The organism is Anaerotignum faecicola (assembly GCA_024460105.1).
GTDB lineage: Bacteria > Bacillota > Clostridia > Lachnospirales > Anaerotignaceae > JANFXS01.
Genome location: JANFXS010000616.1, coordinates 1 through 383 on the forward strand (window position 1 = coordinate 1; position 383 = coordinate 383).

The following is a 383-nucleotide window of genomic DNA, read 5'->3' on the forward strand; positions in this document are numbered from 1 at the left end:
GCGCCTGTCCGGTGCGCGAGCCTGGCTCTCCGGCTCTTTATGGTCCAATAGTAAAGTACAGACAGGTTCGCCTGCCTGAAGGAATGGGGGATTTATTTGAACGAGAACGATTCAAAACAGACGATAAAGAAAACGATATTCAGTAAAAAAAGCATTCCCTATCTGCTTTTGCTCCCGGCATTCCTCTTTTATGCAGTATTCTGGCTGCTTCCGGTGCTTTCGGGGGTAAAAGAGGTTTTTACTGATTTTGACGGCAATTTCACACTTCTGGGCAATTTTAAACTGATGGCCCAGTCCGATTTAATCGGCCCGGCAATTTTTAATACTGCAACCTTTGCGGCAGTCTCCGTGATGCTTCAATATTTTCTGGCGCTTCTCTTAGC

At 46.2% G+C, this 383-nt stretch carries 1 protein-coding gene; it reads left to right on the forward strand.

Translation table 11 applies throughout. The annotated features are described in order from the left end of the window. Window positions 1-96: 96 nt before the first annotated feature. Window positions 97-383 (forward strand): sugar ABC transporter permease (locus NE664_15655; GenBank protein ID MCQ4728069.1); only part of this gene is annotated, 287 nt, incomplete at its 3' end.